15 protein-coding genes are annotated in these 18397 nt (G+C 75.1%); 8 read left to right on the top strand and 7 right to left on the bottom strand.

Going from position 1 to position 18397, the window contains the following annotated elements:
* Nucleotides 1-3 precede the first annotated feature (3 nt).
* Both ACIF6L_RS37630 and ACIF6L_RS37625 read right to left on the bottom strand, forming a co-directional pair.
* On the bottom strand, nt 4-3894 hold the full coding sequence (locus tag ACIF6L_RS37630) for a glycosyltransferase (protein ID WP_396491798.1): 3891 nt from the start codon (nt 3892-3894) through the stop codon (nt 4-6).
* 226 nt (nt 3895-4120) lie between these two features.
* Nucleotides 4121-4393 (bottom strand): WhiB family transcriptional regulator, encoded by a 273-nt coding sequence (locus ACIF6L_RS37625; protein WP_148644569.1) that lies wholly within the window; start codon nt 4391-4393, stop codon nt 4121-4123.
* A 606-nt stretch (nt 4394-4999) separates the two neighbouring features.
* On the opposite strand from ACIF6L_RS37625, the gene ACIF6L_RS37620 reads away from it, so the two are divergent.
* From ACIF6L_RS37620 to ACIF6L_RS37610, 3 genes are all read left to right on the top strand, one after another.
* Nucleotides 5000-5638, top strand: coding sequence for a cysteine dioxygenase family protein (locus ACIF6L_RS37620; RefSeq protein WP_352289044.1), 639 nt, complete (start codon nt 5000-5002; stop codon nt 5636-5638).
* Nucleotides 5639-5702: 64 nt separating this feature from the next.
* Nucleotides 5703-6662 (top strand): 2-phospho-L-lactate transferase, encoded by a 960-nt coding sequence (gene cofD / locus ACIF6L_RS37615; RefSeq protein WP_396491799.1) that lies wholly within the window; start codon nt 5703-5705, stop codon nt 6660-6662.
* Nucleotides 6659-7951, top strand: coding sequence for a coenzyme F420-0:L-glutamate ligase (locus ACIF6L_RS37610; RefSeq protein ID WP_352289050.1), 1293 nt, complete (start codon nt 6659-6661; stop codon nt 7949-7951). Before cofD ends, ACIF6L_RS37610 begins: the two co-directional genes overlap by 4 nt.
* A gap of 3 nt (nt 7952-7954) precedes the next feature.
* On the opposite strand, the gene ACIF6L_RS37605 is transcribed toward ACIF6L_RS37610, so the two are convergent.
* Entirely contained in the window at nt 7955-8095 is a 141-nt protein-coding gene (locus tag ACIF6L_RS37605) for a type II toxin-antitoxin system RelE/ParE family toxin (RefSeq protein ID WP_396491800.1), read from the bottom strand.
* A 35-nt stretch (nt 8096-8130) separates the two neighbouring features.
* On the bottom strand, nt 8131-9111 hold the full coding sequence (locus tag ACIF6L_RS37600; RefSeq protein ID WP_396491801.1) for a DNA-3-methyladenine glycosylase family protein: 981 nt from the start codon (nt 9109-9111) through the stop codon (nt 8131-8133).
* Nucleotides 9112-9117: 6 nt separating this feature from the next.
* Here ACIF6L_RS37600 and ACIF6L_RS37595 point away from each other — a divergent pair, with 6 nt between their 5' ends.
* Nucleotides 9118-9609: an SgcJ/EcaC family oxidoreductase gene (locus tag ACIF6L_RS37595; RefSeq protein ID WP_329487929.1), complete on the top strand. Its 492-nt coding sequence runs from the start codon at nt 9118-9120 to the stop codon at nt 9607-9609.
* Between the two features lie 17 nt (nt 9610-9626).
* Here the strand turns inward: ACIF6L_RS37595 and ACIF6L_RS37590 are convergent, their stop codons facing one another.
* Nucleotides 9627-10772 carry a peptidoglycan recognition protein gene (locus ACIF6L_RS37590; protein WP_396491802.1) on the bottom strand — a complete coding sequence of 382 codons (1146 nt, stop codon included), beginning with the start codon at nt 10770-10772 and terminating at the stop codon, nt 9627-9629.
* Nucleotides 10773-10876: 104 nt separating this feature from the next.
* Between ACIF6L_RS37590 and ACIF6L_RS37585 the strand changes: the two genes are divergently transcribed.
* The 3 genes from ACIF6L_RS37585 (at nt 10877) to ACIF6L_RS37575 (ending at nt 14890) form a co-directional block, all read left to right on the top strand.
* Nucleotides 10877-11668 (top strand): TIGR03089 family protein, encoded by a 792-nt coding sequence (locus tag ACIF6L_RS37585; protein WP_352289068.1) that lies wholly within the window; start codon nt 10877-10879, stop codon nt 11666-11668.
* 36 nt (nt 11669-11704) lie between these two features.
* The gene (locus ACIF6L_RS37580; protein WP_396491803.1) at nt 11705-13012 is read left to right on the top strand and encodes an LCP family protein; all 1308 of its coding nucleotides are present in this window, start codon (nt 11705-11707) and stop codon (nt 13010-13012) included.
* 213 nt (nt 13013-13225) lie between these two features.
* On the top strand, nt 13226-14890 hold the full coding sequence (locus tag ACIF6L_RS37575) for an LCP family protein (RefSeq protein WP_396491804.1): 1665 nt from the start codon (nt 13226-13228) through the stop codon (nt 14888-14890).
* 3 nt (nt 14891-14893) lie between these two features.
* Here the strand turns inward: ACIF6L_RS37575 and ACIF6L_RS37570 are convergent, their stop codons facing one another.
* The gene (locus ACIF6L_RS37570; protein WP_329487934.1) at nt 14894-15511 is read right to left on the bottom strand and encodes an acyltransferase; all 618 of its coding nucleotides are present in this window, start codon (nt 15509-15511) and stop codon (nt 14894-14896) included.
* 65 nt (nt 15512-15576) lie between these two features.
* Nucleotides 15577-16617 carry a glycosyltransferase gene (locus ACIF6L_RS37565; protein WP_329487935.1) on the bottom strand — a complete coding sequence of 347 codons (1041 nt, stop codon included), beginning with the start codon at nt 16615-16617 and terminating at the stop codon, nt 15577-15579.
* Between the two features lie 164 nt (nt 16618-16781).
* Here ACIF6L_RS37565 and ACIF6L_RS37560 point away from each other — a divergent pair, with 164 nt between their 5' ends.
* A complete protein-coding gene (locus ACIF6L_RS37560; protein WP_396491805.1) occupies nt 16782-18371 on the top strand; it encodes an LCP family protein in 1590 nt (529 codons plus the stop codon).
* Nucleotides 18372-18397 lie beyond the last annotated feature (26 nt).

The following is an 18397-nucleotide window of genomic DNA, read 5'->3' as shown; positions in this document are numbered from 1 at the left end:
GGGTCAGCTCCCCGATCCGTGGTGGTGCGGGTACCGGCCCGGCCCGTTGGGGTTGTTGGGGTTGTTGGGGTCATTCGGATCGTTCGGGTCGTAATAGGGCTCGCCCTGCGGCTGCCCCGGCACCCACGGCTGCTGCCCCTCCTGCTGGTAGGGGTCGTAGCCGCCGTACTGCTGGTCCTGCTGGTCCTGCTGGTACGGGTCGTAGCCCTGCTGGCCGCCCTGCGGGTAGGCCTGCTGCTGGTACCCGTCGCCGCCGTACTCCTGGCCGCCGCCGTACGGCGCGGCGGTCGGCTGGGCCGGGTAGGAGCCGTAGCTGTACGGGTCGGCCTGCTGGTACGTCTGGTACGGGTCGGCGTACTGCTCGGCCTCCTGGACGGCCGCGGCCGCCTGGACCGCCTCGACCGGCGGTTCGCCCGCGGGCTGCGGCGGGATCGCGCCCGGCCGGCCCTCGTACACGCCGCCCTCGCCGTCCCCGTCGCCGCCTTCGCCGCCCTCGCCGCGTTCGGCCATCCGGCGGGCCCGGCGGCTGCCGGGGGCGGGCGCCTGCGCCTGGGCGGCGGCCGCCAGCGCGGCGGCGGCGACGACCTCCTCGGGCAGGTCGTCGTCCTTGTGGTTGCGGCGGCCGGGCAGCGCCAGCACCAGGACGGTCAGGCCGAGCAGCAGCTGGGCCCAGATCCAGCCGGTGTGCAGCAGGCCGCCCTCACGAGTGACCACCAGCTTGCCGGCGGCGGCCGGGAGCTTGAAGCCCTGCGCCCAGCCGTCGACGGTGGTGGCCTCCAGCGCGGTGCCGTCGAGGGTCGCCTTCCACTCGGGGCCGGCTGCCTCGGCGAGGCGCAGCACCCGGCCCTCGGGACCGGCCGGAACGGCGGTGTCGAGGTCGCGCTCGCCGGACGGCACCGCCACGGGGGTGGTGCCGGGGGCGGTGATCAGGGCGCGGGTCGCGGGCGTGCCGTTGACCTGCCAGAGCGCGGTGCCGCCGTCCTGGTTGGCCTTGACCAGGCCCGGGGTGGTGTCCAGGACGTCCTTGAAGGCGCCGATCACCGGCTGGTCGACCAGCACGTAGGCGACGCCGTAGTCGGACAGCGCCTCGGCCTGGTCGGCTCCGGAGCCGGCCAGCAGGCTGCCGACCACCTTGTCGAGGCGCTCGGTGGTGCCGGTGGCCGGGTCCACGGTGGACTCGGCCTGGCCGAGCGTCACCCCGGCGCCGCGCACCAGGGTGTAGCGGACCGAGCCGCCCTTCGGGTCGCCGGTGACGACCAGGGTGCGGGCCCGGTCGCTGGTACCGGCCTCCTCGGCGATGAACGCGGGCACCTGGGCGGCCGGGGCCCGGTGCAGCGGGCCGTCGGCCCCGGTGACGGCCCACCAGACGCCGGTGCCGAGCGGGGCGAGCACCGCGGCGGCCACCACCAGGGCGGCGACCGGCTGGCGCCAGCCGAAGGCGATGCCGGCCACCCGGGCGTTGGCGCCGTCGGCGCCGATCGCGGCGGCGGCCAGCAGGGCGATGCCGGCGAGCAGCGAGGCCGGGCCGGCCCACGCGGGCACGGCCGGGCCGCCGGAGGCGGGGGTCACCGAGGTGCCCGCCACCGCGACCGCGAAGACCAGGCCGGCGCCGGCGGCGCCCCAGGCGGCGAGCACCGCGCGGCGGCGGTCGGCGCGCAGCAGCGCGGCCAGCGCGGCGAGCACCACGCCCGCCGACAGCCAGACCGGCGGCACTCCGGCGCCGCCCGGGTTGACCAGCAGCAGGCCGACGGCGTTCGCGCCGCCGCCGTGCAGACCGGGCAGACCGGCCTCCAGCAGCAGCAGCTGGGGGTGCGAGAGCACCTGCAGCGACCAGGGCGCGAGCACCAGCACCGGCGCGCCGAGGATCACCAGCACGCGCAGCCCGAGCAGCCGCAGCGCGGCCCCGCCGGAGCCGAACGCCCCGCCGCGCACCACGGCGGCGGCGAGCATGGCCAGGCACAGCGGCACGGCCAGCGCCCACGCCAGCGGCACGAAGGCGGTGGCGAGGGTGAGCAGCAGGACCGTCATCCAGACCGGGCGCCAGCCGGGCCGGGCGCCCTTGGCGGCGCTCTCGGCGCGGATGCCGAGGCCGGCGGAGATCGCGGCCGCGCGGGCCAGCGGCGGCAGCAGGACGGCGAGGACGGCGGTGCCGATCCGGCCCTGGGCGAGCGCGCCGGTGGCCGCGGGCAGCAGGGCGTAGGTGGCGCTGGCCCAGGCACGGACCAGCTTGGAGTCGAGCAGCGGCCGGGAGACCAGGTAGGCGCTGACGGCGGCGAGCGGCACGGCGAGGACGACCAGCAGGGTGACCGCGAGGTCGGCGTGGTCGAACAGCGCCCAGGAGAGCACCGACAGCACCGCGAGGTACGGCGGCGCCGCCGCGGTGGAGCCGGTGCCGACGGGGTGCCAGGCGTCCGCGTACATCGACCAGAGGCCGCCGGCGCCGCCGGTGGCGGGCAGCAGCGCGCCGCCGAACAGGGCGCCGGCGCCGAACAGGGCGCGGCAGGCGACCAGCGCGAAGACCAGCAGCGCGGCGAACAGGACCGGCGCCGGGCGACGGGCCAGCTTCTTGATCAGCGTGAACTGCTCGACGACCAGGTCCTCGGAGTCCTCGTCGCCCGGGCCGGCCTCGACCGAGCCGTGCCGGCCGGCCCCGGAGTCGTCGCCGCCCCCTATGCCGAGCGAGCCGATCACGCCCTCGACGGCGAGCCGGGCGGTGGCTCCGGGCGCCGGGAAGAGCGAGCGGTCGTCCAGGGCGTCGGCGGCCCGCAGCCGGGCCCGGCGTTTGCGGGCCGCCAGCAGCCGGGGCAGCCGGAGCAGTTCGTGGCCGAGACCGGCGAGTTCGTCGAAGGCCTGCTTCGGGTCCTTGCCGAGCAGGTTGGTGACCACCCGCAGCAGGGTGCCGAGCACCAGCCGCAGCAGGACGTACGGGAAGAGCGCGCCCTTGGAGTTGGCGAGCAGGGTGTAGACGGCGCCGGCCTTGTCCAGCCGGTGCGGGTGGGAGGGGCCGCAGTCGATCGCGCGGCGCTCGCGGCTGGCCGCCTCGGCGTGCCGCAGCACGGCGTCGGGGGCGACCACGACGCGGTGGCCGGCGGCGTTGACCCGCCAGCAGAAGTCGGTGTCGTCGCGCATCAGCGGCAGCGCCCGGTCGAAGCCGCCGAGCTCCTCGAAGACGTCGCGGCGGACCAGCATGCCGGCGGTGGAGACGGCGAGCACCGGGCGGACCTGGTCGTGCTGGCCCTGGTCCTGCTCGCGGCGGTCGAGGCCGGTCCAGCGGCGGCCGGAGCGGGCGATGGTGACTCCCACCTCCAGCAGCTGGCGGCGGTCGTACCAGCTGCGCAGCTTGGGGCCGACGACGGCGGCGCTGGGGGTGGAGTCGGCGACCTGGAGGAGGCGGCGCAGCGCGTCGGTCTGCGGCTCGCAGTCGTCGTGCAGCAGCCAGAGCCACTCGACCGGCTGGGTCTCCCTGGGGCCGCCGCGGCCGAGGTCGTCCTCGTGGCCGAGCGGGTCGCCGAAGTCGTCCCAGCCGCCGGTGACCGGGTCGTAGCCGGACGGGTCGAGCCGGTAGGGGAGGTCCTCGGGGCGCAGCGGCGGGCTGTTGAAGACGGCCTCGCCGACGGCGGTGCCGAAGCCGGCCCGGCGGCCGAGGACGATCGGGCCGCTCTCCGGGAGCCAGTCGGCGAGGGTGTCGGCGAGCAACTGCGGGGAGCTGTCGGTGGAGCCGGTGTCGACGGCGAGCACCCGCTGGACCTGACGGTCCTGGCCGAGCAGGCCGGCGAGGGCCTGTGGCAGCCAGCGGGCCCCGTCGTGCGAGACGATCACCGCGGTGACCAGGTGGCGCGGATAGGCGGGCGGCCTGGCAGCGGTGAAGCCGCTCTGGTGGCTGTAGACGGTCATCGAGTGCGCGGGCCCCAGTTCTCGGTGGACACAGCCGGTGAACGGCAACCGGATGGCGCACCACACTAACGGCTCCGGATGGCGCCGCCGTCCGCGGGCCGTGGAGGAGCTGTGCGCACCGGGTCGCGCAAGGGCCCGGAAACACGGAAGCGCCCCACCGTCGCGGTGAGGCGCCCGTCGAGCTGTGCGGTTGTCGGAGGGTCAGCAGGGCCAGGGGCCGCCCCGGTCAGACCGCGCTCTTCTTGAGCCGACGGCGCTCGCGCTCGGAGAGGCCGCCCCAGATGCCGAACCGCTCGTCGTTGGCGAGGGCGTACTCCAGGCACTCGGAGCGGACCTCGCAGGCGAGGCAGACCTTCTTGGCCTCGCGGGTGGAGCCGCCCTTCTCCGGGAAGAAGGACTCGGGGTCGGTCTGGGCGCACAGCGCGCGCTCCTGCCAACCGAGTTCTTCTTCCTCCTCCTCGATGCCGTCACCGATCAACAGCTCAAAGAGCTCGCTCATGTGGCGCGCCTCCTCTGCCCCTATTTGGCGTCCCCGTGGTTGCCGTTGCCTCGTGCGGCGGACGACACGAGAGAAATTACAGTTGCGTCACTCTGGCCCAGTCAAGCCGAGCTCTGGTATTGGGGCCAGGATTCACTCCCCGGCACCAAGCCGTTACGAATAGTGTACATATCTGGACACATCGGACTAACAGCCCGGATCCCGTCGAACCCTTGCAACCCTCCACCACGTGACGCGCAGTCATCGTCACAGGTCGGTCATCGGCCTGCCTTCCCGGCGATCTTCTCATCGAAACCTAGAGGGTGATTTATCACCCCATCGGGTAGTTCATGGCCTATCCCGCCCGATTGCCCCGGCTCATGAGTTGACACCGGAGCGCTCGATGCGGTCTCCTTTCCCACATGTCAGAGTTCACTCGCCCCCGGAGCGGTTCCGCGCTCCGCCGTGCCGTGAACCCCTGTTGTCGCCTCTGTTCCTGTATCTAGGCGCCCGCTGTCCCACCGCGCGCCGCCCAGGAAGCACAGAGGCCGCCCGCGATTCCCGCCCCAGGACATCCCGGATCCGGCTGATCCCTGTCGAACCAGCCGTACTCCGAGGACGACTCCCGTGCGCATGAACCGCATCCGCAAGCGGAACCGCGACCGCAACAAGCTCACCCGCCGTGGCCTCGCGCCCACCACGCCTCCCCCGGCGGCCGCCCGGCCCGCCCGTGGCTGGGCCGACGGACTGAGCGACGTCTCCATCGCCGGCGACCCGCTGGCCTTCCCGCACCTGGCCCGCACCGACCTGCCCGGCCACCCCACCACCGTCGCCGGCTACGCCCGGCTGGTCCGCGAGATCGCCGCCGACCGCGCCCGCTGGGAGCCGCTGGTCCGCTACGACGCGCTCACACGCTGGTACGCCCGGCTGGAGACCGGCCCCGGCTACGAGGTCTGGCTGCTCAGCTGGCTGCCCGGCCAGAGCAGCGGCTTCCACGACCACGGCGTCTCCTCCGGGGTGATGAGCGTCGTCCGGGGCGAGCTGATCGAGCGCTCCCTCACGCACGCGGGCGAGGGTGCCCGCACCCTGCGCCCGGGCGGGCAGCGGGTGTTCTCCTCCGGGTACCTGCACGAGGTGGTCAACGGCGCGCTGGAGCCCGCCGTCTCCATCCACCTCTACACGCCCGGGCTGACCGAGATGAACCAGTACGGCGGCGGCGCCACCGTCCCCGAGCAGCACCCGCAGGAGCAGGCCGAGGCCCGCTGACGACGGGCGGGCGGCGGCCCGCGGACCGGGCTGACGGCCAGTCGGGCCATGGCAGGATGGGCGCATGCGCATCGTGGCACTGGCAGGCGGAATCGGTGGGGCGCGCTTCCTGCGCGGACTCAAGGAGGCCCTCAGCCCGCAGGACGAGATCACCGTCATCGGCAACACCGGCGACGACATCCACCTCTACGGCCTGAAGGTCTGCCCCGACCTCGACACCGTGATGTACACCCTCGGCGGCGGCATCAACGAGGAGCAGGGCTGGGGCCGCACCGACGAGACCTGGTCGATCAAGGCCGAGATGAAGGAGTACGGCGTCGGGCCCGAGTGGTTCGGGCTCGGCGACCGCGACTTCGCCACCCACCTCGTCCGCAGCCAGATGCTCACCGCCGGGTACACCCTCAGCCAGGTCACCGAGGCGCTCTGCGTGCGCTGGCAGCCGGGCGTGCGGCTGCTGCCGATGAGCGACGACCGGGTCGAGACCCACGTGCGGATCACCGACGCGGACGGCACCCGGGCCATCCACTTCCAGGAGTACTGGGTCCGGCTGCACGCCGCCGTCGACGCCGAGGCGATCATCCCGGTCGGCGCGGACACCGCCAAGCCCGCGCCCGGTGTGCTGGAGGCCATCGCCGCCGCCGACGTCATCCTGTTCCCGCCGTCCAACCCGGTGGTCTCGATCGGCACCATCCTCGCCGTGCCCGGCATCCGGGCCGCGGTGGCCGCCGCCGCGGCGCCGGTGGTCGGGCTCTCCCCGATCATCGGCGGGGCCCCGGTCCGCGGCATGGCCGACAAGGTGCTGGCCGCCGTCGGCGTCGAGGCGACCGCGGCGGCGGTCGCCCTGGACTACGGCGCCGACCTGCTGGACGGCTGGCTGGTGGACACCGCCGACGAGGCCTCGGTCGGCGCGGTCGAGGCCGGCGGGATCACCTGCCGGGCCGTGCCGCTGCTGATGACTGACGTCGCGGCGACCGCCGAGATGGCCCGGGCCGCGCTGGCGCTCGCCGAGCTGGTGCGGGCGTGACCCTGCACGTCCTGCCCGTCCCGGGCCTGCCCGAGATCGACGCCGGCGCCGACCTCGCCGCGCTGATCGCCAAGGCCGGGACGTACCAGGACGGCGACATCCTGCTCGTCACCTCGAAGATCGTCAGCAAGGCCGAGGGCCGGGTGCTGCGGGCCGCCGACCGCGAGGCCGCGATCGACGCCGAGACCGTCCGGGTGGTCGCCCGGCGCGGCCCGGTCCGGATCGTCGAGAACCGCAACGGCCTGGTGATGGCCGCCGCCGGGGTGGACGCCTCCAACACCGCCGCCGGCACCGTGCTGCTGCTGCCCGAGGACCCGGACGCCTCCGCCCGCGCGCTGCGCGCCCGCCTCCAGCAGCTGACCGGGCTGCGGCTGGCCGTCGTCGTCACCGACACCTTCGGCCGGCCCTGGCGCAACGGCCTCACCGACGTCGCGATCGGCGCCGCCGGACTGCCCGTCCTGGAGGACCACCGCGGCCGCACCGACAGCCACGGCAACGAACTCGCGATGACCGTCACCGCCACCGCCGACGAACTCGCCGCCGCCGCCGACCTGGTCAAGGGCAAGTCCACCGGCACCCCGGTCGCCGTGGTCCGGGGCCTCGGCCACCTGGTCACCGCCGAGGACGGCGCGGGCACCCGCCCACTGGTGCGCGCCGCCGCGGACGACATGTTCCGGCTCGGCACCTCCGAGGCGGTCCGGCAGGCCGTCACCCTGCGCCGCACCATCCGCGCGTTCACCCCCGAACCGGTCGACCCGGGCGCCGTCCGCCGCGCCGTCGCCGCCGCCGTCACCGCGCCCGCCCCGCACCACACCACGCCCTGGCGGTTCGTCCTGCTGGAGTCGGCCGCGGTCCGCACCCGGCTGCTGGACGCGATGCTCGCCGCCTGGCAGCGCGACCTGCGCGAGCTGGACGGCTGGGACGACGCGCTGATCGCCCGGCGCACCGCCCGCGGCGACGTCCTGCGCGACGCGCCCTACCTGGTCGTCCCCTGCCTGGTGATGGACGGCTCGCACGACTACCCCGACGCGCGCCGCGCCGCCGCCGAACGCGAGATGTTCACCGTCGCCATCGGCGCCGCCGTGCAGAACCTGCTGGTCACCCTGGCCGGCGAGGGCTACGGCACGGCCTGGGTCTCGTCCACCATGTTCTGCCGCGACACCGTGCGCGCGGCCCTCGACCTGCCGGCCGGCTGGGACCCGATGGGCGCCGTCGCGGTCGGCCGCCCCGCCGAACCGCCCCGCGACCGCCCGGCCCGCGGCGCCGACGCCTTCGTCGAGGTTCGGTAGGGGTCAGTACCGGCGGTACACGTCACGGCGGTTGCCGACATTGACCACGAGGACGACCATCACGTCGCCCTGGACTTCGTAGACCACGCGGTGGTCGCCGACCCACAGCCGGTAGAGCCCGTCATGGCCGGTCAGCTTATTCACGCTCGGACCGTCGGCGAACGGGTCGGCGCCGGAGTTCACCGCCGCCGGTGGTCGTTGGGGGTCAGCCGGGGGCCGTACCGCGGGGCGTGGGTGCCGGTGCTCAGCAGCAGGCGGCAGAGGCGGTGGCGGTGCGGGCGGTAGGGCTCCAGCAGGGCCAGCATCTGGGTGTCGTCGCTGCGGGGTCGGCCGGCCAGGGCCCAGCCGACCAGGTTGGGGAGGTGGTAGTCGCCGACCGAGACGGCGTCCGGGTCGCCGTTGCTGCGCTGCAGGGTCTCGGCGGCCGTCCAGATCCCGATGCCGGGCACGGAGGTCAGCCGGGCGAACGCCTCGGCGTGGTCCATCGCCGAGGCCTCCTCCAGCCGGGCGGCCAGCCGGACGGCGCGCACCACGGTGGCGGAGCGCTTCGGGTCCACCCCCGCGCGGTGCCACTCCCAGCTGGGGACGAGCGCCCACTCGCGGGCCGACGGCGCCACCCGCATGCCCTCGGCCGGGCCGGGCGCCGGGGTGCCGAAGTCGCGCAGCAGCGTCCGCCAGCCCCGGTACGCCTCGTCGGTGGTCACCTTCTGCTCCAGGATCGCGGGCACCAGCGACTCCAGCACCAGCCCGGTCCGGGTGAGCCGCACGCCGGCCGCACGCCGCTGGGCCTCCCGCAGCGGGCCGGGCGGCAGCACCAGGGCGGCCGGGTCGTCCTCGGCGCCGAGCAGCACGGGCAGCCGGTCCAGCAGCCACTCCGCCCCCGGGCCCCAGGCCCGCGCCTCGACCTCGCCGGCGGCCGGCCTGGCCAGTACCCGCAGCGTGCCGATGCCGGCCGGGGTGCGGGAGGCCCGCCAGACCGCGCCGTCACCGGTGGTCCGGTAGGCCGGGTCGGCCGGGCCGCGCCGCAGCGGCAGCAGGGTGCGGGCCACGTCCAGCGGGAAGCCCGGGCGCCAGAGGCGTACCCGCGCACCGGTCGCCGCCTCGTCCGACACCGCCCCGCGCCTCCTCCGCTGTCCGGCTCCACCGCCTTCGCCGACCATGGGGATATGAACGATACGCGGCTGCCGGAGCTGTCCCACGCCGACGAGGGCGCGGTGCGGGCGCTCTACCACCGGACCCTGGACGGGTGGAACCTGCGGGACGGCGCGGCGTGCGCCGGACCGTTCGCCGAGGACGGGGAGATGGTCGGATTCGACGGAACGAGGTACGCGGGGCGGTCGGTGATCGCCGCCGAACTGGGGCGGATCTTCGCGGACCACGCCACCCCCGAGTACGTCGCCAAGGTGCGGCGGATCCGGGCGCTCGGCCCGGGGGTGGCCGAGCTGGACGCCGTCGCCGGTCTGGTGCCGGACGACGCCGAGGACCTCGATCCCGGCCTGAACGCCCTGCAGACGGTGATCGCCGTCAACGCGGGCGCGGGCTGGCGGATCGCGCTGCTGCAGAACACTCCGGCCCGGTACGACCTGCGGCCGGACGTCGCGCGGGCGCTGACCGCCGAGCTGCGGGCGCTGGTGCCCCGGGGCCCCGGCCCGGTGTAGGCCCCGGGCTCGCGGGTTCAGCGGGCCCAGGGGGCCGCCGGGCGGGCGGCGCTCTGCAGCGCGGCCGCCTGGGTGCGGACGGCGGGGAGCAGCGGGTAGAGGGTGGCGCCGGGGCACTCGGTGGCGACCGCGTCGCGGTGGCCGGAGACGGCGTCGAAGGTCGCGGCGGTGCCCTTGGGGTAGCGGGTGCCGTCGGCGCCGGAGACCAGCTGGGTGCGGCCGCCGGCGTCCTGGCCGGCCAGCCCGAGCTTCCAGGCGGCGAGCCGGGCGAGCCCGTCCGGTACGGCCGGCGGCGGGGTGTCGGTGACGAAGGTACCGAGCACCGCGACGCCCGCCGAGTCGGTGTTGAAGCCCAGGGTGTGCGCGCCGTGCACCGCGAGCTCGGCGCCGCCGGCCCGGCCCTCGTAGAGGGTGCCGCAGCGGTCGACCAGGAAGTTGTAGCCGATGTCCCGCCAGCCGTTGCTCCGCACGTGGTACTGGTAGATCGCCCTGATCATCCGGGGCGCGTCGGCACAGTCGTACTCGGTGGCGGTCGCGGTGTGGTGGACGAAGACCACCCGGACCGGGCCGGTGTACTCGACCTGCGGGTCCCGGAGGGACTCGTCGGCGCCCCAGCCGGCCCGGGTGACGATGTCGGGCCGGGCGGCCCGGCGCCCGTCCGGCGGTTCGGCGGGCAGCGTCCGGCCGGCGGCCCCGGCGGCCCCGGCGGCGCCCTGCCCGGGGTCGACCAGGTCGAGCCGCAGGCCGTCCGGCAGGCCGCGGGGGCCGGCGGTGACCTGGACCGCCACGCCGTCGCTCGGACCGGTCCAGAGCGGCGCCGTCGCTCCGCCGCCCGGGGCGTCCGGTCCGTCCTCGCCGTCCGCCTCCAGCACCTGCCAGTCGCCCCAGACGTGGGTGGCGGCGTCCCTGGTGCGGACCCGGACGGAGCCGCCGTCGAGCGAGCGGGCGGGGCCGTTCCAGCCGACGCCGAGCAGTTCGAACGGGCGGGTGGCGCGCGGCGCCAGGGCGCGGTCGGCGCCCAACGGCAGCGAGGTGACCGAGCCGCCGCCGGCCGAGGTGCGGCGCTGCTGGGCGGGATCGGCGGCGGCCGCGGCCGGAACGGGCTGGAGGAGCAGGACGGCGGTGCAGCCGGCGAGTGCGGCGGCCGGCAAAGAGATACCCATAGAAGGGATGTTCAGGGCAAAACACCGCACCCGCCATGCCACCTTGCGCAGGGTCCGCCACCCCTCCCGGTCGCCCACCCGAAGGCCGTAGGCTGGGGCGCACCATGACTGCGCCTTTCGCTGCCGATGCCCGAACCCCTGTCGAGCTGCTGCACGCATTCCTGCGAGGTGGCACTCCCTCAGTCGACCCCGCGGCTCCGCTGGTCACCTTCTACGACGACGCCACCGGCGAACGGGTGGAACTCTCCGCCCGGACCTTCGACAACTGGGTGGCCAAGACCGCCAACCTGCTCCAGGACGAGCTGAACGCCGGTCCGGGTGACCGCGCCGCCCTCCTGCTGCCCGCCCACTGGCAGAGCGCCGTCTGGCTGCTCGCCTGCTGGTCGGTCGGTGTGACGGCGGTGCCGGCCGGCGACCCGGCCGACGCCGACCTGGTGGTCAGCGGACCGGACGGCCTGGAGGCCGCCCAGGCCTGCGAGGGCGAACGGGTGGCCCTCGCCCTGCGTCCGCTGGGCGGCCGGTTCCCCCAGCGCCCGGACGGCTTCCTCGACTACGCCGCCGAGGTGCCCGGCCAGGGCGACCGCTTCGCGCCGTACTCCCCCGTCACCCCGGACGCGCCCGCGCTGGAGACCGGCATCGACGGCCTGCCGCTGAAGCTGACCGGCGACCAGACCGTCCAGCTGGCCCGGGAGGGCGCGGCCCGGCTCGGCATCACGGCCGGCGACCGGGTGCTCTCCACCCTCTCCTACCAGGACTGGGCGGGCCTGGAGGCCGGTCTGCTGGCGCCGCTGGCAGCCGGCGCCTCGGTGGTGCTCTGCCGCAACTCGGAGGGCCTGAGCGCCGAGCAGTGGGAGAAGCGGACCGAGTCCGAACGGGTGACACTGCGCCTCGGCTAACCCCCGGCTCCGGCCCGGCGGGTAGACATCCCTGCCATGGCCGAGGACGACACCGAGCACCCCCCGACCGAGAACCGCCCGACCGGGGACGCCCGCGCGACCGCGGGCTCCCCGGACCGGGACTCCCCCGACCCGGAGCCCGCGGCCCCGGACTCCCCGACCAGGCCCCGGCGCAGGCGCAGGCGCAGGCGGTGGCTGATGATCACCGCCGGCGTCCTCGCCCTCCTGCTGGTCGCCTGCGGCACCGTGCTCTGGATCGCCTACCGCAAGCTGGACGGCAACATCCGGACCGACTCCGCCACCGACCAGCTGCTGGCCCGACTGGAGGCCGAACGGCCCAGCCGCACCGCGGGGGCCAAAGGCGCCGAGAACATCCTGCTGATCGGCAGTGACGACCGCACCGGTGCCAATGCCACGTACGGCGAGGCCGGCGGCCAGCGCTCGGACACCACGATCCTGCTGCACCTGGCGGCGGACCGGAAGCACGCGACCGCCGTCTCCATCCCGCGCGACGTCATGGTCACCGTGCCGGTCTGCGAGAAGCCGGACGGCACCCGGAGCAGGCAGGTGCTGGCGCAGTTCAACTCGGCCTTCGAGACCGGCGGCCCGGCCTGCTCGATCCGGGCCGTCGAACAGCTGAGCGGCATCCGGATGGACCACTACGTGATCCTCGACTTCCACGGCTTCAAGACGATGGTGGACGCCGTGGACGGCGTCGAGGTGTGCGTCCCGCAGGCGATCCACGACAAGGACGCCAAGCTGGACCTGCCGGCCGGGCGGCAGACCCTGCGCGGCGAACAGGCGCTCGGCTACGTCCGCGCCCGGGAGACCCTCGGCGACGGCAGCGACACCCAGCGGATGGGCCGTCAGCAGCAGTTCCTGGCCGCCCTGATCCGCAAGGTCCAGTCGCAGGGGGTGCTGCTGAACCCGGCCCGGCTCTGGCCGGTGCTCGACGCGGCGACCTCCTCGGTCCGGGCCGACGGCGGCCTCTCCTCGCTCGGCGCGCTCTACGACCTGACCCAGGACCTGCGCGGCATCCCGTCCGCCGACGCGGTCTTCCTGACCGCGCCGCGCCGCCCGTACCGCTTCGACTCGGACCGGGACGAGTTCGTACAGCCGCTGACCACCCAGCTGTTCACGGCGCTGCGCGACGACCGCTCGATCACCGTCCGCCCGCCGGGCTCCCCCGACCCGTCGGCGATGGCGGGCGCGAGCCCGGGGCCCTCGGGGGCGGCGACGGCGGCGGCCGGATCGGACCGGGCCGCCGGTGCGTCACCCACCGCGACCACGGCGCCCTCGTTCGAGGGACGCACCGCGGACATGGACGGCTGCGCGATCCATTGACCGCCTGGTCAGGGTCACCCTTTTGTGTACAGATCATGACCCGGAATGGCTTTGAGGGAAATTCACCGGAACACGATGTGCCTGGTGAATTGCGGTTCCCGAACATGGCGGAGATCACACCAGGAACAATTCCCGTACTCGACTCGTCTAGTGTGTCCGGGTCGGCGCGCAGCCCGTGCGCCACCCGAGGACCGGTCGGAGGGAGGGAACCCCGTGCAGCAGGACAGCCAGGAGACCGACCCCGCCGACCCGTGGATCCCGCCGGCCCACGGCGCGCCGTACCGGTCCGAGCAGGCCCGGTCCGAGCAGGCCGCGGGCATCCCGGTCCAGCGCCGCCGGACGCCCGGCACCGCCGCCGAGGCCGCCCCCGCCGCGCGCACCGGCGGCCGGGCCGCCCGCCGCCGCCAGGCCGCCGCCGAGCGCCCGCGCCGGCGGGTGCTGAAGTGGACCGCCGGCGTCGGCGCGCTGGTCCTGGTGGCCGGCTGCGGCGGGGCCTACTACGCGTACCAGCACTTCAACAACAACATCACCGCCGTCAAGGTGCAGCTGGGCAGCGAGGCGGAGCGGCCCAAGGCGGCCGGCGACGCGCTCAACATCCTGGTCATCGGCACCGACAGCCGCGAGGGCCTGGGACGCGAGTACGGCGACGAGGGCAGCACCGGACACGCGGACACCACCCTGCTGTTCCACGTCGCCAAGGACCGCAGCAACGCCACCGTGATCAGCATTCCGCGCGATCTGATGGTGCCGATCCCCGACTGCGAGAACACCGGCGGCAAGAAGATCCCCGGTTCCGCGCGGGCCATGTTCAACGAGAGCCTCGGCCAGGAGGGCCGCGATCCGGGCTGCACCTGGAAGACCGTCGAGAAGGCGACGGGAATCCGGGTCGACCACTTCGTGATGGTCAACTTCGACGCCGTGAAAACGCTCTCCACCGCCGTCGGCGGGGTCGAGGTGTGCGCGGCCAAGGACATCAACGACGCGGACTCGCACCTGCGGATGAGCAAGGGCCGGCACGTCGTCCAGGGCGACGAGGCGCTGGCCTTCGTCCGCACCCGGCACGCCGTCGGCTTCGGCGGCGACCTCACCCGGATCCCGCTGCAGCAGCAGTTCATCAGCTCGATGATCCGCTCGATCAAGAGCAGTGACACCCTGACCAGCCCGACCAAGCTGTGGAAGCTCGCCGACGCCGCCACCAAGGCGCTCACCGTGGACGACGGGATCGGCAGCGTCGACAAGCTGAAGGACCTGGCGCTGGACATCAGCAAGGTCGACACCAAGAACATCACCTTCACCACCGCGCCGGTGCTGGACGACCCGAAGGACAAGGACCGGCTGGTGCTCAAGCAGCCGGACGCCGGGCAGGTATTCTCGCTGGTCGCCCAGGACCGCTCGCTGACCGGGAACGCCGCCGCCCCGGCCGCGCCCGGGGCCGGCGCCACCGAGGCCGCCGCCGCGCCGACGGCGGCCGCGCCCTCGCCGACGGCCACCGCCGCCGCGGTGGACGCCAAGGACGTCCGGGTCGCGGTGCACAACGGCAGCGGGACGCCCGGGCAGGCCCAGCAGGCCGTCGACAAGCTCCGGGCCCAGGGCTTCGCCAAGGCCGCCACCGCCCCCAACGCGACTGCCACGCCCAGCAGTTCGGTGTCCTACCCGGCCGGCAAGGCTGCCGAGGCGGCCGCGCTGGCCGCCTCCCTCGGACTGCCGGCCGACGCGGTCCGGGAGGACCCGAAGGCCGGCAGCAGGGACGGGCTGGCCGTGGTCCTCGGCAAGGACGTCCTGGCCGCCGCGAACGCCGTCCCGTCCGTCGCGCCGACCGAGGCGCCCAAGGACCTCCAGCGCGTCCAGGCGGACGACACCGACGTCTGCGCCAAGTGACCCTCAGCGCGGGGCGAGCAGGCCGTCCGTCTCACGGTAGCGCTCACCGGTGCGCGGGCAGCGCCAGCCGTCCCCGCCGTCCGGCTCCAGCGGCTCGCCGGCCCGGCCGACCCACTTGATCCGGCGGGCCGGGACACCAGCCACCAGGGCGAAGTCCGGGACGTCCCGGTGCACCACGGCGCCGGCCGCGACCAGCGCCCAGCGGCCGACCGTCACCCCCGCGACCAGCACCGCGCGGCCGCCGATCGAACAGCCCTCCCGGAGGGTCACCCCGCGGGCGTGCCAGTCGTCGCCGCGCTTGAGCCGGCCGTCGACGTCGACGGAGCGCGGGTAGAGGTCGTTGGTGAGCACGGCCGCCGGGCCGATGAACACGCCGTCCTCGACCACCGCGGGCTCGTACACCAGCGCGTGGTTCTGCAGCTTGACCCGGTCCCCGATCCGCACGCCCGGGCCGACGTAGGCGCCGCGCCCGATGACGCAGTCGGCGCCGATCACCGCGTCCTCGCGCACCTGGGCCAGGTGCCAGACGGTCGTCCCGGCGCCGAGCACCGCCCGGCCGTCCACGTCCGCGGTCGCCTCGACCCGGGCACCGACGACGGACCCGCCCTCAACTGTCCCCATGGCGCCCGACGATAGCGTCGGGGCGGGGGCGGTGAGAGCGGGTCGGGGGGATTGGCCGGATCGGGTCAGCGGGCCTCGGCGACCACGTCGGCGGTCGCCGGGGACCGGCTGGCGATCACCCGGCGGGCCAGCGAACGCGGCGAGGTGAGGAAGCCGAAGCCCCAGCTGAGGTGCATGGTCGCGAAGGCCACCGGGAGCAGCGCCTTGGCCTTCGCCGAGAGGCCGCGGCCCTCGACCAGCGCACCGCCGACGATGCCGAGCAGATAGGCGCCGGGCACCGCGAGGAAAGCCGGGTGGACGGCCGCGCCGAGCACCAGCCCGAGGGTCACGCCGAGGAAGGCCGCCGGCGGGGCGAGGTAGCGGAAGTTGACCGAGCCCTTGTGGTAGCGGGTGACGACCCGGCGCCAGCGGCCGTAGTCCTTGTACTGCTTGGCCAGCGCCCGCACGGTGGGCCGGGGACGGTAGGTGACGCGCAGCTGCGGGGTGAACCAGACCAGCCCGCCCGCCTGCCGGATGCGGTAGTTGAGCTCCCAGTCCTGGGCGCGGACGAACTCCTCGTTGTACCCGCCGAGCCGCTCCAGCACCTCGCGCCGGAACACCCCGAGGTAGACGGTGTCCGCCGGGCCCGCCAGGCCGCCGGTGTGGAAGGCCGCGTTGCCGACCCCGATCTTGGAGGTCATCGCGGCGGCGACGGCGTTCTCCCACTCGGTCTCGCCCTCGGCGTGCATGATGCCGCCGACGTTGGCGGCCTCCATCTCGCCGAGCAGCCGGACCGCCGTGGTGATGTAGCCGGGGGTCAGCAGGCCGTGCCCGTCGACGCGGACCACTATCGGATGGCTGGAGCCGCGGATCGCGGCGTTCAGCCCGGCGGGGGTGCGGCCGGTGGGGTTCTCCACCGTCCTGACCCGCGCGTCCTCGGCGGTCAGTTCGGCGGCGATCTGCGCGGTCCGGTCGGAGGACGGACCGAGGGCGATCACCACCTCCATCGGCCCGGCGTAGTCCTGTTCCAGGATGTGCCGGACGGCCGTGCGCAGGTGTCGTTCCTCGTTGAGCACCGGCATGATCACGGAGACCGCCGGCAGCTCCTCAGCAGCCTTGGTGTTCATCGGGGCCAACCGTACCGGTGCGGACCGGTCTCCGTCTTGTCCCGGTCTGGGCGACCTGACGCCCCCGGCGCCGAAGGAACGATTCGCCGCTCGGGCCCACCGTACTCTCCGCCCCCGGCGCGCCCTCACCGGCCCCGGAGCGGGCCGCCCCTACCATCCGAGAGATGCCCGTTTCCCCCCGTTCCGCCCTGCCTGGACGGCGCCGTGCCTGGCCCCGCCGACTGGCCGCCGGCATCGCCTTCGGCGTCCTCACCACCTCCGGCGGCGGCTGGGCGGTCCTGCACGGCCTCGGTTCGATCGACCGGGTGGACGCCTTCAGCGGCGACGCGGCCCGGCCCGCCGACGACGGCTCCACCACCTTCCTGCTGGTCGGCACCGACGAGCGGGAGGGCATCCCGGAGAAGACGCTCAAGGAGGTGCTGCACGCCGGGGGCGAGTCCTGCCACTGCACCGACACCATGATGATCGTCCAGGTCGCCGGGGACGGCTCCCGGGCCAGCGTGATCAGCATCCCCCGGGACTCCTACGTGGACATCCCCGCCCACCGGGACCAGGTCACCCGCAAGGACGTCCCGGCCGGCAAGGGGAAGGTCAACGCGGCGTTCGGGATGGGCGGGCCGCAGCTCACCGTCGCCACCGTGGAGCAGAACACCGGGCTGCGGATCGACCACTACCTCCAGGTGAACTTCGCCGGGTTCGTCTCCGCCGTGGACGCCGTCGGCGGCGTGCGGGTCTGCACCAACAAGCCGCTCAAGGACGACTACTCCGGCCTCGACCTGCCGGCCGGCACCAGCACCCTGGACGGCGCCGGCGCGCTCAGGTACGTCCGCGCCCGGCACGTGGACGGCAGCGCCGACCTCGGCCGGATGCACCGCCAGCAGAAGTTCGTCGCCCAGCTGCTGCACCAGGTGACCGACAGCGGCACGCTGTTCAACCCCGTCCGGCTGGCCCGGCTGACGGACAGCCTGCTCGGCTCGGTGAAGGCGGACAAGGACCTCACCACCGACGACCTGATCACCCTGGCGTCCAGGCTGAGGGAGCTCTCGGCGGGGCGCGCGGACTTCGCGACCGTGCCGCTGGCGAAGCTGGACCACCAGGTCGCCGGCTGGGGCTCGACCGTGCTCTGGGACCAGGCGGGGGCGAAGGCCCTGTTCGACGCCATGCGGGCCGGGCGGCCGCTGAACGCCGCGGCGGGCGCGGCGGGCCCGGCCCCGGGCTCCGCACCGGGCTCCGCACCGGCCGGCGAGCCCGACCCGGGCGGGGCCGCCTCCCCCGCGGCGGCCGCCTCCCCCGGCGCCGCGACCACCGGGCCGAGCGCTGCGGCGACCCCGGTCGCCCCGGCCGCGGTACCCCCCGAGCAGGTGCACGTCCAGGTGTTCAACGCGGCCGGGGTGCCCGGGCTGGGCGCCCGGGTCGACGGCGACCTGCGGCGGGCGGGCTTCGCCACCACCGGCGCGCCGTCGAACGCCCCGGCGGGGACGGCGCCCGGCCGGACGGTGGTCCGCTACGACCCGCGCTGGACCGAGTCCGCCCGGACGCTGGCCGCCGCGCTCCCGGGCGCCGAGTCGACCGCCGTCCCCGGCCTCGGGCCCACCCTCCAGGTGTACGCGGGCGGGGACTACCCGGCCGCCCCGGGCGCGAGCCCGGCCGCGGCCACCGTCGCACCGCTGCCGCCGCCCCCGGCCCCGGCGCCCGCCGCGACCCCGTCGGCCACCGTGGCGGCCGAGAAGGCGTCCGACATCGTCTGCCCGTAGGCCCGCAGGCCCGGGTCTCGTGCTGC

Origin of the sequence: Kitasatospora sp. NPDC086009, assembly GCF_044540385.1 — a bacterium.
GTDB lineage: Bacteria > Actinomycetota > Actinomycetes > Streptomycetales > Streptomycetaceae > Kitasatospora.
The sequence above is the reverse complement of the archived record's forward strand: the minus strand, read 5'-3'. Positions and strand labels throughout refer to the sequence as shown.